At 45.5% G+C, this 13,259-nt stretch carries 15 protein-coding genes; 3 read left to right on the top strand and 12 right to left on the bottom strand.

The window, feature by feature from the left end:
- Positions 1–45: 45 nt before the first annotated feature.
- The 4 genes from LCM00_RS18495 to LCM00_RS18480 form a co-directional block, all read right to left on the bottom strand.
- Positions 46–897, bottom strand: coding sequence for a DegV family protein (locus tag LCM00_RS18495; protein WP_224904841.1), 852 nt, complete (start codon positions 895–897; stop codon positions 46–48).
- 83 nt (positions 898–980) lie between these two features.
- A complete protein-coding gene (locus tag LCM00_RS18490; protein ID WP_224904839.1) occupies positions 981–1,517 on the bottom strand; it encodes an HXXEE domain-containing protein in 537 nt (178 codons plus the stop codon).
- Positions 1,505–2,635, bottom strand: a complete 1,131-nt coding sequence (locus LCM00_RS18485) for an anti-sigma factor (protein ID WP_224904837.1) — start codon at positions 2,633–2,635, stop codon at positions 1,505–1,507. The genes LCM00_RS18490 and LCM00_RS18485 overlap by 13 nt, the downstream gene beginning before the upstream one ends.
- Complete coding sequence (locus tag LCM00_RS18480; protein WP_224904835.1) at positions 2,628–3,131, bottom strand: sigma-70 family RNA polymerase sigma factor; 504 nt, start codon at positions 3,129–3,131, stop codon at positions 2,628–2,630. The genes LCM00_RS18485 and LCM00_RS18480 overlap by 8 nt, the downstream gene beginning before the upstream one ends.
- A gap of 339 nt (positions 3,132–3,470) precedes the next feature.
- On the opposite strand from LCM00_RS18480, the gene LCM00_RS18475 reads away from it, so the two are divergent.
- Together LCM00_RS18475 and LCM00_RS18470 are read left to right on the top strand one after the other, a co-directional pair.
- Positions 3,471–4,757, top strand: a complete 1,287-nt coding sequence (locus LCM00_RS18475) for a phytoene desaturase family protein (protein WP_224904834.1) — start codon at positions 3,471–3,473, stop codon at positions 4,755–4,757.
- A complete protein-coding gene (locus LCM00_RS18470) occupies positions 4,747–5,607 on the top strand; it encodes an RNA polymerase sigma-70 factor (protein WP_224904832.1) in 861 nt (286 codons plus the stop codon). Before LCM00_RS18475 ends, LCM00_RS18470 begins: the two co-directional genes overlap by 11 nt.
- 61 nt (positions 5,608–5,668) lie before the next feature.
- Here the strand turns inward: LCM00_RS18470 and LCM00_RS18465 are convergent, their stop codons facing one another.
- Entirely contained in the window at positions 5,669–6,271 is a 603-nt protein-coding gene (locus tag LCM00_RS18465) for a hypothetical protein (protein WP_224904830.1), read from the bottom strand.
- A gap of 97 nt (positions 6,272–6,368) precedes the next feature.
- Positions 6,369–6,662 carry a hypothetical protein gene (locus LCM00_RS18460; protein WP_224904828.1) on the bottom strand — a complete coding sequence of 98 codons (294 nt, stop codon included), beginning with the start codon at positions 6,660–6,662 and terminating at the stop codon, positions 6,369–6,371.
- 174 nt (positions 6,663–6,836) lie between these two features.
- Here LCM00_RS18460 and LCM00_RS18455 point away from each other — a divergent pair, with 174 nt between their 5' ends.
- Positions 6,837–7,481: a GGDEF domain-containing protein gene (locus tag LCM00_RS18455; protein ID WP_224904826.1), complete on the top strand. Its 645-nt coding sequence runs from the start codon at positions 6,837–6,839 to the stop codon at positions 7,479–7,481.
- 27 nt (positions 7,482–7,508) lie between these two features.
- Here the strand turns inward: LCM00_RS18455 and LCM00_RS18450 are convergent, their stop codons facing one another.
- The 6 genes from LCM00_RS18450 to LCM00_RS18425 all read right to left on the bottom strand — a co-directional run.
- The gene (locus LCM00_RS18450; protein ID WP_224904824.1) at positions 7,509–7,841 is read right to left on the bottom strand and encodes an antibiotic biosynthesis monooxygenase family protein; all 333 of its coding nucleotides are present in this window, start codon (positions 7,839–7,841) and stop codon (positions 7,509–7,511) included.
- Between the two features lie 245 nt (positions 7,842–8,086).
- Positions 8,087–9,115 (bottom strand): siderophore ABC transporter substrate-binding protein, encoded by a 1,029-nt coding sequence (locus LCM00_RS18445; RefSeq protein WP_224904822.1) that lies wholly within the window; start codon positions 9,113–9,115, stop codon positions 8,087–8,089.
- A 196-nt stretch (positions 9,116–9,311) separates the two neighbouring features.
- Positions 9,312–10,079 carry an iron ABC transporter ATP-binding protein gene (locus LCM00_RS18440; protein ID WP_101551400.1) on the bottom strand — a complete coding sequence of 256 codons (768 nt, stop codon included), beginning with the start codon at positions 10,077–10,079 and terminating at the stop codon, positions 9,312–9,314.
- Positions 10,076–11,032: an iron chelate uptake ABC transporter family permease subunit gene (locus tag LCM00_RS18435; RefSeq protein ID WP_224904820.1), complete on the bottom strand. Its 957-nt coding sequence runs from the start codon at positions 11,030–11,032 to the stop codon at positions 10,076–10,078. The genes LCM00_RS18440 and LCM00_RS18435 overlap by 4 nt, the downstream gene beginning before the upstream one ends.
- Positions 11,019–11,975 carry an ABC transporter permease gene (locus tag LCM00_RS18430; RefSeq protein ID WP_224904818.1) on the bottom strand — a complete coding sequence of 319 codons (957 nt, stop codon included), beginning with the start codon at positions 11,973–11,975 and terminating at the stop codon, positions 11,019–11,021. The genes LCM00_RS18435 and LCM00_RS18430 overlap by 14 nt, the downstream gene beginning before the upstream one ends.
- A 324-nt stretch (positions 11,976–12,299) precedes the next feature.
- On the bottom strand, positions 12,300–13,259 hold a 960-nt coding region (locus tag LCM00_RS18425), incomplete at its 5' end, for a transposase (protein WP_318247629.1).

The following is a 13,259-nucleotide window of genomic DNA, read 5'->3' as shown; positions in this document are numbered from 1 at the left end:
CCCTGGCTCAATCTAAAAAAGAGCCAAGGGACCTGTCCCCTTGGCTCACACCTCTAATCCCGCCACTCCGAAACCGCCGGCGCCAGAGTGGGTGGAGATCATGCCGCCTGCTTGGATCCACATTACGTTTTTGAATCCAGCATCTGCCGCGATTTCGTCCATCCGTTTCTTGATATTTTCATCAAGGCCGATTGAGTAAATGAAGTAAAGCTGGTCTCTGTCGATCTTGTAATCATTTAAATAATCCTGCATCATTTTTTCAGCCACAGTGCTCATCTTCCCGCGGTATTTTTTCGTTGAGACGAGCTTTCCCTCAACTAATTCTATACATGGCTTTATTTTTAATAGTGTCCCGCCAAGGTACGCCATATTGCTAACGCGCCCGCCCGCTCTTAAAAAATCCAGGCTGCCCGGTATGAAAGCAAGCCTGGATTTAGGCACGATGCTTTCAATTTTTTCAACCAGGGCTGCAGGTTCGATGCCAGGATCTTGTTCCAGCTGTTGTGCTGCATAAATGACAACGGCCGCCAGTCCGCCTGTCACGTTCAGGGCATCAATCAGAAAAAGATCTTCAAACTCTTCCGCTGCGATCACCGCATTCTGAAAAGAAGAAGAAGCTTTGCTTGTATATCCAATGTGAATAATGATGCAATCCGGATAATCCTCTCTTATCTTTGCAAAAAACTCCTCGTATTCATAAGAGTTCGTTGACGTCGTGGAGGGAATCTTTTTCGTTCGTGCATAATAATCATAAATATCTTCAACCGGCAGATGGCCATCCAAATAATCTTTCCCATCCATTACGATGTGCATCGGAACCACCTGAACGTTATACCTTTCAGCTAAATCAGCCGGCAAATCAGCGCCGCTTTCAGTCGTGAGAATGATCTTTTTCACCTATTTCGCCTCCTAGTTAGGAGCCAGGGGGACAGACCCCCTGGCCCAGTCTCAAAACGGGCCAAGGGGTCTGTCCCCCTGGCTCAAAAAAGACCCAAAATCAATTTCGATATAAAATGCGCAGCCAATGCCGCCGGCGCCTGCAGAATAAACCCCAGGATGAGATACCCCAGGAACCTCTTTACTGTCAGCAGCCTTTCAGCAATCAGTTGCTTTGCTGTAAAAAAAGAATATGGAAAGATGATCAATAGACTGGTCACAATTCCTGGCACATAGCCTTTGAAAAAAATGAATTGAAAAAGGTGGCCAATTCCATTTGCCAGCAGAATTCCCGGTATTAAAAAGGATACAAAAACAACTGGCTTCATCCCTAAAAAGGATCTACCGGCTGCCGCTTTAAAACAGCCAATCGAAGCCACGACCCATAACAGCGTAAAAGCCAGCGAGAATTCCAGAGCTGTCACATGAAATGGAATGATATCCGAGTGGCTGCTGAGAAATTTTTCAACCGTTACAATCTCTTCTATATCATGAAGCAGATAAAGAAATGGAAACAATATAATGAGCTTCTTCAGAGACGAGGGGACAGGCTCCCTGCCCCGCTCAACTACCAATTCCACAGCCTCTTCTCCCCTATCTTCGCGCTCCCCACCCAATCTTCCTCTTTTAGCTTCAAGAGTTCCTTTGATGGACCGGTAACAACAGCCCCATAAAGCCGCACGCCATTTTCTTCGATATAATCGACCTTGGCCTTCAGTTCTTCTTTTGTTTGCCAGTGGAGATGTTCGGTTCTTCCCCGGTATTCTTCAATCAAGTGGAGTGCTTTCAGAAATTCCGCTTCCCTTTTTTCACCGTCTCCATATGACTCTATGCTTTCTGTTTCGCTGGTCTCTTTAGAATATCCTCCTAATTTTTTTTCTTCTTTTAATACTGTCTTAAAGTCAGATCTGAAATGATAGCCCATATATGGGAAGCCAAAGGGTTCAGAGGGTCCTATCGGATTGCTCTCACGCTCGTTTTCCCGGCCTGTGTCTGCCGCCATCCAGACAGGCATCATCTCTTTATCTTCCATCTTTTTTAAAAAATCGTCTGTGCTCATATAGTCTGTGAAAGTGATATACAACTCCGAGACCGTTCCTTCCGGCAATTTTTCCAGCTGGTCAAAACCATCCTGGATCTTATAATTCACAACATTTTCGGGATAAAAGAAAATCGGGCGGTCTGAGAGGCCATCCGGCAGATCGACATTGAAAAAGCCGAACAGGAATTTCGTCTCGAACTGTTCCACGGTTTCTTTTTCCCTTCCTATCATCTTCCGAAGCTCGCCCTCATAATTCATGGTAAAAACACCGCTATTCATCGAGGTGCTCCCGATTGTTATATTTGGCTGTGTCGTTTCGACAGCCGCTTTGATGACATCCGAATAAGTGTCCTGACGGCTGGGACTTCCCCATGAATAAAAAATGGCCGAAGTAATCCAGCCGGCAATCAGAAACAGCAGCAGCAGTGATAAAGCCGTCCACGCATTCTGCAGGCGGGCCTTCCACTTTCCTTTCTTGACCAGCTTCTTCTCAAGTGAAGATCCCTTTTCCGGTTCCTCTTCCGATTCCATCAATGAATCTAAATAGGATTGATATAACTCCATTTTATCCAATTCTTTTTCCACTTCTTCATTTTCTTCCTTAGAAAGCAGCCCATTGCTATAATCCTCAAGCTTTTTCTTAAAATCCTCACTCATCTACTTCACCCCTCTCAAAATCTCGCAGCTTCTTCCTCGCCCGGAACACCAGCAATCTAGTATTTGATTCTGATACACCTAAGATTTCGGACGCTTCCCTGTATGTAAAATCATGCACCGTCACAAGAAGCAATGCCTGCTTCTGCGGCTCCGGCAGCTTCTGCATCCGTTCGATCACCTCACCCAGCTTTTCCTGCTGAAAAACGCGATGCTCCACAGATGCGCCAGTGTCTCTTATTCCAGAGAAAAACTCATCTGACTGAATGCTTTCTTTCTTCCTTTTACGAATATGGTCTATATACGCATTCTGAGCAACCCGGAAAAGCCACGGCCTGACCTTCTCATCATGCAAATCCTCAATATGCAAATACGCGCGGTAAAACGTCTCCTGCATCATATCCTCCGCAGTAGCCAGGTCCGCAGAAAGAGACAGCAAATAGCGCAGCACATCCCTCGCATACTCCTCATACAAACCATCCAAAGACAACTTCGCCATTCGCCACCCCCCTCTGCAGTATACACGCATGAAAAAGGAAATTGTTTCATGAAAAAAACATTTTTTTGGGCCGGGGGGTCAGGTACCGTGGCCCAGTTTCGGGGGAGAGCCAGGGGGCCGGGTTCCCTGGCTCGGTTTCGGGGGAGAGCCAGGGGGGCGGGTTCCCTGGCTCGGTTTCGGGCAGTCCAGGGGGACAGACCCCCTGGCCCAATCAGAGCCACGGGGACAGACCCCCTGGCCCAGTTTCAAAATAAGCCAAGGGACCTGTCCCCTTGGCTCCGGTCACAAAATCCCCTCTTCAATCGTCTTGAGAATGAATTTAAAACTGGAGGGATATTTATGACTCAGAATCATTGGAATGCTGTCATTATAGGCGGCGGTTTAGCAGGTCTTGTTTCCGCAGCTGTTCTTGGAAAAGCAGGGATGAGGACTCTGCTGCTTGAAAAAGCGACATCTGCCGGGGGACGTGCAAAAACGGATATCATCAGCGGGCAGTATTTTAACATTGGACCGCATGCCCTGTATAAAAAGGGCAAGGCAGTGCCCATCCTCAAAGAATTGGGTGTGGAGATCAATGGCCGTGCGCCTAAATTAGGCGGCTTGTTAATGGATGGCCACGAATCTTTTACAGCACCTTTTTCACCAAATGGGGTACTTCAATCAAAACTTCTAAGTTGGAAAGAAAAAATAGAATGGATAGGCATTCTGCGCAAAGTCCAGAAACTGCACCCAGGCCAATACAAAAATCAAACCTTCCAGCAGTTCGTGGATGAAACTACACAGACACCTAACATCCAGAAACTTCTTTTTACACTAGGACGGCTTGTGAGCTATTCCCATGCCCCCGAACAAATCAGTGCGAGTGTCATGCTGACTCAACTGCAAATTGGCATGGGCGGTGTAATCTATGTGGATAATGGATGGCAATCCATCATCGACCAGCTGTATAACCTGGCAGTCACTAATAATGTACAGATCCAGACCAGTGCAAATGTGAAGCAGCTGACCGCATTGGACAGCGGCCAGTGGCTAATAGAAGTGTCCAATCAGGAACATATACTTTGCGATAACATTATTTATACAGGCCCACCTCAAGCACTGAATGGTCTGCTCAGCGAATCCGGCAAGCTTCCTTTCAATCAATTTGAACCCATCAAAGCCGCAACATTGGATGTTGCATTAACCAGGCTTCCCCATCCGGAAAACTTATTTGCCATGGGAATCGATGCACCCTACTATTATTCTGTTCACTCTAACTATGCCCGGCTGTCACAGACAGGAGAAAGCACCATTCTCCATGTATTGAAATACCATCATCCTGATGAGTCCATTGATGTCACGGAAGAAAAAAAGAAGCTGGAGAGTTTTTTAGAGGTATTACAACCTGGCTGGCAGAAATATATCATTACTAAGAGATGCCTTCCGCAGATAACGGTGAATGCCCGCCTGCCAAAGGCCGAAGACGCATCGCTATTTTCCCGCGGCTGCGCCATTCTCCCCGGGCTCTACGCTGCCGGAGATTGGGCCTCACCATCTTTCATACTGTCAGAGGCTGCGGCAGAAAGCGGAAAACAGGCCGCTCTGGAAGTGATTGATAAAGAAATGAGGGTAAAGCATGCAAATTAGCAATGAAGATTATGTGCTGTATAAGCCATTATTATTTTCTCTCGGCTACCGCATGACCGGCTCCGTGTCAGAAACAGAAGATCTGATCCAGGAAACCTTCCTCCGGGCCTACCAGCTGCCTGAACAGCTGGTTGAGAACAAGAAGGCTTATTTATGCAGAATGATGACCAACCGCTGCATTGATTTTTTACGATCTGCCAAGGTTAAAAGAGAACAATATATCGGCCCTTGGAACCCGGAGCCCCTCTTGCAGCCTGGGGACCAGCACAATGACCCTTCGCAAATTCTCATGGAGAAGGAGTTTTTAAGCATCGCCTATTTACGGATGATGGAGCATCTCACCCCTCACGAGCGGGCAGTCCTGCTGCTGCGGGAAGCATTCGGTTTTTCGTATGCGGAGATTAGCAGAATGATTGAAAAAACAGAAGAAAACTGCCGCAAGCTGTTCAGCCGCTCTAAGCAGAAGATGGCTAAAGCAGAAGGAGAAAGCCTGGATTATAAAAAGAATCTATCGCTGATCCAGCGCTTCATCCTCGCTTTTCAAACAGAGCGTACCGAAGATCTTCTGGAACTCATCTCAGAAAATGTCACACTCTATTCCGACGGCGGCGGAATCGTCAGAGCCGCAGTTCGTCCAATCCTCACCCGCCAGCGGGTATTGGCCTTTTTGCATGGCATCACAAGCAACTTATCCGATGACTTCCAGTTCACCCTCACCACAGCCAACGGCCAGCCTGCCATGGTCAACTACATGAACGGCCGCATCCACAGCACCATCAGCTTTTCAATCTTTGATGGGCAGATTGCGGAGATTTTTATTACTATGAATCCGGAGAAGCTGGGGGGATAGAGCCATGGGGACAGACCCCCTGGCCCATTCCAAAAAGAGCCATGGGGACAGACCCCTTGGCTCAAAATTGAATTGGGCTATAAAGGCCAAAAATGATAGCCACAAGGAATGAAAGAATAACGGATATAGCCATTTGCTTACCTGTCCTATAAAAGACGATGCAAAGAACAATATACATCATTAACTCTTCTGTATAAGATACATACACATAAAATAGACCTATTCCCAGGGAAAGGCTTAATAAAAGTCCCATCGGGAGAGCCGGCAGGACAAAAGCTAGACGCGGATCATTCTTAGCTTTCCAAACAATAATAGCCAAGAAAGGAGATGCGATGGCTATACTGCCCCACATAAGAAAATAGCTCGTTGGAAAAAATCCGAATAAATAGGCTGAGTACACATAATAACTTATCAGCATGCCGATAAAGAACAGGAACGTATTCACAGCCGCTCTTAATAGAGTTTTACTATAAGCAGCCAAAATGGTCCCGATCAACACCCAAATGCCGAGCCTCGTAAAAATATCCCCTGAATAGCTTAGGATATAGTTCCCCCAGCGCCCATCAACTGAGACGGTATCCAAATACTTGGCTATTGCCCCCAGCAGTATTCCAAAGACGAGACATAGAATATATCCTGGTATCTTTCTTGTTAACTTAATCATTTAGCACCTCAATGTTGGACAGAGCCCTCGTTTTGAGCCAAGGGGACAGGTCCCCTGGCCCAGTTTCAAAAAGAGCCATGGGGCCTGTCCCCCTGGCTCACCTAAACCTCCCAAGCCCCATATCCCCAAACTGATAGTATATATAATAGAAGAAAAACACTGCATTACATAGCAGCAAAAAGCGAAGCAAATTCTTTCGGGTCTTGATTTTCCATAATAAGAATACAACTATGAAATTTATTAACATTGGACCAAAGGTAAAGCTCATTCTTTCATCAATAAGAGAAACCGCATTCGGGCTTAGCCACTGGGTGAATTTGTCTGAGATCTGGGCAATAACTGAAAAAATTATAATAGATCCGTATACAACCATCAGAATTGCTTTTCTCATAGCACTCCCCACCATTCTCTGAATCTTTACCTATAAATATCACTGTACCATAAAAAATTATCATAAAAGGAAAAACTTTCTTTAAATGTAAAAATATCTATATTAAAATAACATTTAAATGTGAGCACATGTTATGATAAAAACATGACTTTTTAACTATAAAGGTGAGCGATAATGAAGCATACTGGTAAGATCATTGGAAGTTTGAGCATGTTATTATTTCACTCCGTATATATCCTCTATTACTATCTCCGTGATAGAGAAGTAGAGCCGCTCGATTTGTATACATATCCCTTATTAATCTGGTTTGGCTATTGGGCTGGCAAACAGTATGACAAAGTGAGATTTTATTCTGAAAAAGATGAACTGACAGGTACATACAATCGAAGATATATTTTAAGCACTTTTAAGAGATTATCCAATCTAACGAAAAAAACAGACAGCAAACTATATGTAGCAATTGTTGATTGTGATAACTTCAAATTAATTAATGACACATACGGGCATCAAAAAGGTGATATGATCTTAACTAAAATCAGCAAAGCACTTGTTGCAACAACAACAAAACGTGATGCTGTCGCCCGCTGGGGTGGAGATGAATTCCTGGTCATTGGACAATTCGATGAAGACACAGAGATGCAAACCGCTCTTCAAAAACTTGAAGATAAAATGAAAGATCTCTCTAAAGAATTAGAAATGCCTATTACACTTTCTATTGGTTCAGCCATTTATCCAAACCAGAGCAAAGATCTACTTGAACTGATCAGGATTGCTGACCACCATATGTATAGCAGTAAGAATTCAAAGAAAGCCTTGTAGGAGCCAAGGGGACAGACCCCTTGGCTCTCACTCAACCACCGTATAATTCCCAACCTCCATCTCAATCACATACTCAGGCTTCGGCGGCTTCCCGCCATTCTCTTTAATCTTATTCCTATGCCCCGCAATATGCTCCGGACTCTTCTCCCATGCCTTCCATGCCTCTTCAGATTCCCAGCGGATGATCATCACTACCTCTTCTTCTCCGCGGCGTCCATTCTTCACCATCAGCTCACGGCCTATGAATCCTTCTCGCTGCTCAATCAGCGATGGCCCTTCACCCGGCTTCTTTTGAAAACGATCAAGAATCTTATCAGCATTTCCTTCTGTCAATGTCCATTTGCGTATTTGTACAAACATGATAATCCCTCCAAAAAGTATTAGCAGAGCCACAGGGACAGACCCCTCGGCCCAGTCTCAAAATGTGCCACGGTACCTGTCCCCTTGGCTCATCCTTATGTGCCGAGGGGACAGGTCCCCTGGCCCAGTTTCAAAAAAGAGCCAAGGGACCTGTCCCCCTGGCTCAGTCTCAAAAAGAGCCAACGGACCCGACACCCTGGCACAATCTCAGAAAGAGCCAAGGGACCCGACCCTTTGGCTCACTTTTATTTCAACTCAGCCAGAATCTCTTCAATCTTTGCAAGTTCAGACTGCAGTCCGCCGCCGCTCAGGTACCAAAGCGGGCCATCGAGGTATACGATTTTCTTGTTTTTGTATGCTTCTGTTTTCTTGACGATGTCGTTTTCCATATCCTTATCGATATTAGATTTGTCGCCTATTGCTGCTGTACGGTCGATGACGAATATTACCTGCGGATCAAATTCCAATAGTGCTTCGAAACCAAAGTTTGAGCCGTGGGATGAAGCTTCGATATCTTCTGTTACCGGCTTGAAGCCATATTGATCATAGATGTAGCCGTAACGGGAGTTTGTAGCAAATCCGGACAATTTCCCTTCGTTATACATGGTCACTAAAGATGTTTCATAGTTTCCAGACAGCGTTTTGACTTCCTCTAAAGCTGTATCGATCTTAGCCATATATTCTTCTGCTTCAGCTTCTTTGCCGAACATTTTAGCAGCAAGATCAACTGATGACTGGAATGTGCCCCAATAGTCTTCCTGTGAAGTTCCAACAAATACGACAGGTGCAATTTCACTCAGCTCTTCATAGAATGGTGATTGGCGTCCTGAGATGAAAATGACATCCGGGTCAAGCTCGGCAACATCTTCAAGGAGCGGCTCTTTTAAGCTGCCGACACTTGCATATTCATCAGAAGAATATTTTTCAAGCTGATCCGGCAATGAAGAGTCTTTTGCCACGCCTGTAATTCCTTCAACACCGAGTGCATCCAATGTATCCAGGAAACCGTAATCAAAGACAACGATGTTTTCCGGCATCTCTTCGAATGTTATATCTTCAAAGCTGTACGGCTCAGCGCCCTCTTCCCCTTCGACAGAAGCTACTGTCGGAGATACCGTCATCGGGTAAGCACCATTCTGCTCCTCTGCTGCCGCAGAAGTCTGCTCAGCTGCAGGCTTTACTTCTTTTTCCCCTGAAGCTTCCTCATCGGATCCACATGCTGCAAGCATGAGTGAAGCTGCTAGTAGCGCACTCGCGATTTTCCATTTTTTCATCTGTCTTTCTCCCCTTGCTATGTATTTGGTATTTGATGATGATAATCATTATCACTGATAACAATTCTCATTATAGAGCCGGTAAATCTCAAAGTCAACTGGATTTATAAATAATTTTGATTTTTTGTAAAAAAAAGACAATCGCCGCAAAACAGCCTTCTAGTAGACTATTTTGCAGAGACTGCCCATAAATTTTTCAAGCATGCGAATTAAAATAAACACAGATGCGGCATCCATTCTGCTCCTGAATAGGAATGTCCATATCGTAAATCTCGCGCAACGCATCGGAATTAATAATCTCATGGGTCTTCCCGTTCTTCACGAGCTTCCCATTTTTCAAAGCCACAATGCGGTCCGAATACACAGACGCAAAGTTAATATCATGCAGCACAATGACAACCGTTTTGCCAAGCTCATCAACGAGCCTGCGCAAAATTTTCATAATCTGGACAGAGTGCTTCATATCAAGGTTATTGAGCGGCTCATCAAGCAAAATATAATCCGTATCCTGGGCAATGACCATGGCAATGAACGCACGCTGCTTCTGCCCGCCTGACAGTTCATCCAGAAACTGATCCTGCATTTCCAGCAGATTCATATATTCCAGCGCCTGCTCAACAAGTTTTTCATCCTCCGCTGTCAAGCGGCCTTTTGAATACGGATAACGGCCAAACGAAACCAGCTCGCGCACGGTCAAACGGACATTGATATAATTGGACTGCTTCAAAATGGATACGCGTTTGGCGAATCCATTTGACTTCCATTTCTTAATATTGTTTTTATCCAGCAGAACTTCACCTGTATCTGAATCCAATAGACGGCTTACCATCGAAAGAAGCGTCGACTTCCCGGCACCATTCGGCCCGATGAATGACGTAATCGTCCCCGGCTCGATTGTGACCGACACATCCTCCACAACAGGCTTTTTGCCAAAATGCTTTGTGAGACCCTTGATTTCTATCATCCTGCTGACCTGCTTTCTTTTAATAATAAGTAAATGAAGTAAATACCGCCGACAAAATTGATAATCACACTTAATGTGGTGCGCAGTTCAAAAATATGTTCCACAAGGAACTGCCCCCCGACCAGGGCAATGACACTGATCAGGCTGGCTCCCAATATCAGAATAGAGTGCTTATAGGTTACCAGAAATTGATAAGACAGATTAGCTACAATAAGCCCAAAGAACGTAATCGGCCCCACCAATGCGGTCGAAGTGGCAATCAGCACAGACGACAGGATCAGAATATTCATCACCATGCGGTCATAATTGATGCCAAGATTCATCGCATTGTCGCGTCCAAGCGACATCACATCCAGCTGGCCCATGATGCGGAACCCGTAAATGAACGCCACAAGCAGGATGCCGGCCGCAATCATTAATAAATCAGATTTCACATTGGTAAAAGTCGCAAACAAGCGGCTTTGAAGACTCAAATATTCGACCGGATCGATGATAACCTGCAAGAAGGTCACAAGGCTGCCGAGCAGCGTCCCGATGATCATCCCGATCAGCAATAGCAGATAAATAGGATACTTATCAGCCCTGAATAAGAAGCGGTAAAGCAGGAGCGCAAACAGGACCATCGCGAAAATCGCAGTACCGAAATTCAAATATTTATTCAGCACCCAGACAGACATCGATCCGCCGAAAAAGTAGATCAGGGTCTGCACCACTTCATACATGGAGCCAAGCCCCATCATCGAAGGCGTCAGGATGCGGTTATGGGTGATCGTCTGGAACACAACGGTCGAATACGCAATCGCGGTTCCGGTTATCACCATCGCGGCTATTTTCATCATCCGCCTTGGGAAGGCGTAGTCAAAGCCGCCTTTTATATCGTAAAAAGCATAGAATAATATACTAATAATGGCCAGCACGGCAAGGAATATCAGCTTCGTACTATTTTTTCGCATATGCTCTCCCCCTAAACAGCATAATTAAGAAGATCGCACTGCCGATTACTGCCACTGTTACATTGACCGGAATCTCGTATGGATGGATCACAATCCGCCCGATGATGTCGCAAATGAGCAGGAAAACAATCCCCAATAAAGCGGTATGCGGGATGGACTTGCGCAAATTATCGCCCAGATAAAGCGAAACGATATTCGGCACAATCAATCCCAGGAACGGAATGACACCGACTGTCAGCACGACAGTTGTAGAAATGATAGCAACCAGGATCAGTCCCAGGTTCAGCACAACCTTATAGCTCAAGCCCAGATTCTTCGCAAAATCCTCGCCCATGCCTGCCACCGTGAACTTATTCGCGTAAATATACGCCAGAATCACCGCTGGAACACTTATGTATAAAAGCTCATAACGGCCTGAAATCACTAACGTGAAGCTCCCCATCAGCCAGGAAGAAATATTCTGGAGAAGGTCTGCCTCATAAGCAAAAAACGTCGTGATCGAGGATAAAATATTACCATACATAATCCCGATCAGCGGCACAAAGATAACATCCTTAAACTTCACCCGGTCAAGAATCTGCATGAAAACAAATGTCCCCGCCAAAGCAAACGCAAAGCTGAAAAGCACCTGCTGCGTATACGTCACATTCGTAAAAAACAGCATCGAAATCAAAATCCCCAGCTTCGCTGCATCCAGCGTACCGGCCGTCGTCGGCGACACAAACTTATTCCGGCTCAAAGACTGCATAATCAGACCGGCAATACTCATCCCCGCCCCAGCCAGAATAATCGCCATCAAACGCGGCACCCGGCTGATCAGGAAAATCTGCGCCTCATCCGACTCCCAATCAAGCAAATCACTGACCCTGATATCAATCGCCCCAATAAAAAGCGACACACCAGACAAAACAAAAGCTGCAATAGTCAAAACCCATAGTTTCATAGCTAATCCTCTTAATTCTCTGTTTCTATTATCAGCATCACACAGTTGATAATGATTATCATCCTTATTTAGTTTTTATTATATGACAAGGATTGGGAAAAATCAAAGGGGAAATTGGGCGGGCCAGGGGGTCGGGTCCCTTGGCTCGTTTTGGGCCGGGGGGTCAGGTCCCTTGGCCCACTTTTCGGGGAAGCCACGGAGTCTGGCCCCCTTTTCAGGAGGAACCACGGGGTCAGACCCCCTGGCCTACTTTTCAGGAGGTGCCATGGGGTCAGACCCCCTGGCCCACTTTTCCCAAATGAGCCACGGGACCTGTCTGCGGCTTCAATCCAATCTCTGAATGATGCTTCTCGATACCCCCGTAACTCTTGATAATTGTCTGTCCGAGACTCCTTCTAGTTTTCTTAACTTTTTTAAAATCGTATTTCGCTGTGGTTTGTTCATTTGCTGCAGCATACTGGTATGATGAATTCCGATTTCACGCATATAGCTGATCAGTTGTTCATCCGTTTTACGTGAAGATGGAATGTCCTCCAGGCATTCATCCTGGTTTAGTGCATTCATGTATTCTTTGAATAAGATTATGGATTCGTCTTTGTTTTTGGAGAATAGCTTAAGGACAGCCGCGGTGTTTAATGGGCTTGATGGAGAAGTATATTCATGGATACTGGTCCATTTACTGGAGAACGCTGTCCTGGCCAGACCAGCTTTCAGAGGGTTTTGGTGAATGTAGCGGACTACTTTGAGGAAATATGGTGTGGTTTCAACATTTTCACTTCGGAACCTGCCCTGGAACAGGTGGCCGCAGCGATCGTATTTGGTGTTATACCAATAAACATAGCTTGAGCTGAGGTTTTTGATTATATCTGATAGTGCTATTTCTTTTTCTTTCAGCAGCAGATGAACGTGGTTATCCATAAGGCAGTAAGCGAAAAGATCGAATTCATATTCCTTTTTATATCTCAATACCGTATAAATAAATCGCCTCCTATCTTCATCTTCTTCAAAAATTGTCTGCTTATTGATCCCCCTTAACATTACATGATATATGCCGGTCACACTCTTCTTCCTAGATTGTCTAGGCATTCGGCACCTCCATTCTTTAACTGCAGGGACAGGCCATTCAGCCACGTAAGTCCCCGGCTCATACATAATACTATTCGACCCAAAGATAAAATCTCCTGCATTGGGGAGCCAGGGGGTCAGACCCCTTGGCTCAGTCTCAATAAAGGTATGGTGCTGCCAATTTCGGTCTGGGAGTACAGGGCCCTTGCCAGCGGCCTG

Source organism: Bacillus infantis (assembly GCF_020171945.1).
Classification (GTDB): domain Bacteria; phylum Bacillota; class Bacilli; order Bacillales; family Cytobacillaceae; genus Bacillus_AB; species Bacillus_AB infantis_A.
Note: the sequence above shows the minus strand (reverse complement) of the source record. Positions and strands in the feature narration are given on the sequence as shown.

Bases quoted from the DNA above. Each gene is read 5' to 3' on its own strand.
- LCM00_RS18485 (WP_224904837.1), bottom strand. From the start codon at position 2,635: ATGAGTGAGGATTTTAAGAAAAAGCTTGAGGATTATAGCAATGGGCTG.
- LCM00_RS18480 (WP_224904835.1), bottom strand. From the start codon at position 3,131: ATGGCGAAGTTGTCTTTGGATGGTTTGTATGAGGAGTATGCGAGGGAT.
- LCM00_RS18475 (WP_224904834.1), top strand. From the start codon at position 3,471: ATGACTCAGAATCATTGGAATGCTGTCATTATAGGCGGCGGTTTAGCA.
- LCM00_RS18470 (WP_224904832.1), top strand. From the start codon at position 4,747: ATGCAAATTAGCAATGAAGATTATGTGCTGTATAAGCCATTATTATTT.
- LCM00_RS18465 (WP_224904830.1), bottom strand. From the start codon at position 6,271: ATGATTAAGTTAACAAGAAAGATACCAGGATATATTCTATGTCTCGTC.
- LCM00_RS18460 (WP_224904828.1), bottom strand. From the start codon at position 6,662: ATGAGAAAAGCAATTCTGATGGTTGTATACGGATCTATTATAATTTTT.
- LCM00_RS18455 (WP_224904826.1), top strand. From the start codon at position 6,837: ATGAAGCATACTGGTAAGATCATTGGAAGTTTGAGCATGTTATTATTT.
- LCM00_RS18450 (WP_224904824.1), bottom strand. From the start codon at position 7,841: ATGTTTGTACAAATACGCAAATGGACATTGACAGAAGGAAATGCTGAT.
- LCM00_RS18445 (WP_224904822.1), bottom strand. From the start codon at position 9,115: ATGAAAAAATGGAAAATCGCGAGTGCGCTACTAGCAGCTTCACTCATG.
- LCM00_RS18440 (WP_101551400.1), bottom strand. From the start codon at position 10,079: ATGATAGAAATCAAGGGTCTCACAAAGCATTTTGGCAAAAAGCCTGTT.
- LCM00_RS18435 (WP_224904820.1), bottom strand. From the start codon at position 11,032: ATGCGAAAAAATAGTACGAAGCTGATATTCCTTGCCGTGCTGGCCATT.
- LCM00_RS18430 (WP_224904818.1), bottom strand. From the start codon at position 11,975: ATGAAACTATGGGTTTTGACTATTGCAGCTTTTGTTTTGTCTGGTGTG.